The sequence below is a fragment of the Streptomyces sp. SID13726 genome (assembly GCF_010548375.1).
Taxonomy (GTDB): domain Bacteria; phylum Actinomycetota; class Actinomycetes; order Streptomycetales; family Streptomycetaceae; genus Streptomyces.
In genome coordinates, this window is the sequence record NZ_JAAGLY010000078.1 from 1 (window position 1) to 820 (window position 820).

Here is an 820-nt window from a genome sequence, read left to right on the forward strand (position 1 = left end):
CCCACCCGTCGAGCCACCGGTCGTCGTGTGCGTGCCCGTCGCGCTGGCCCGGGCGAAGCGCTCGAAGATGCGCTCGCGGTCCTCCTTCGCGATCCCCGGGCCCTCGTCCACGATCTCGAGCACGACGTCGTCGTCCACCGGGTACGCCTCGAGCCGGATCTCGCCCCCCTGCGGTGACTGCCGGATCGCGTTCTGGAGGAGGTTCGTCACGACCTGGTGCAGGCGCTCGCGGTCCGCCTCGAGCACGAGGTCGGGCGGCGTGACGTCCACGACGTACCGCAGCTGCTTCCCGGCCTCCACCATCGACACCGCCTCGGCGTTCTCCTCGAGGAAGTCGCCGACGTCGATCTCGGTGATGTTGAGGGCCGCCGCGCCGGCCTCGATGCGCGACAGGTCCAGGAGGTAGGAGACGAGGCGCGTGAGGCGCTCCGTCTGGGCCAGCGCCATCTCCATGGTCGCGGGCGTCGGCTGCGTGACGCCGTCGACGACGTTCTCGAGCTGCGCCTGGAGCGCCGCGATCGGCGTCCGCAGCTCGTGCGACACGTTCGCGATGAGCTCGCGGCGCACCTGGTCGCTCGTCGCGAGGTCCTCCGCCATGACGTTGAACGCGACCGCGAGCTGGCCCACCTCGTCGCGGCTCGTCGCCCGTACCCGCCGCGTGTAGTCGCCGTCGGCCATCGCGCGCGCCGCCGCGGTCATCTCGCGCAGCGGTGACGTCATGCCCCGCGCGAGGAGCTGGGTGAGCAGCAGCGACAGGACGATCGCGAGCGGGAACGTGCGCGACGGCCCGAGCTGGTTCTGCAGCCCGATCCACGTGATG

At 71.7% G+C, this 820-nt stretch carries 1 protein-coding gene; it reads right to left on the bottom strand.

Annotation, left to right across the window (positions count from 1 at the left end; all coding sequences use genetic code 11):
* Nucleotides 1-820, bottom strand: an 820-nt coding sequence (locus G3I78_RS46420) for a HAMP domain-containing protein (RefSeq protein WP_164436567.1), incomplete at both ends; no start/stop codon positions are given.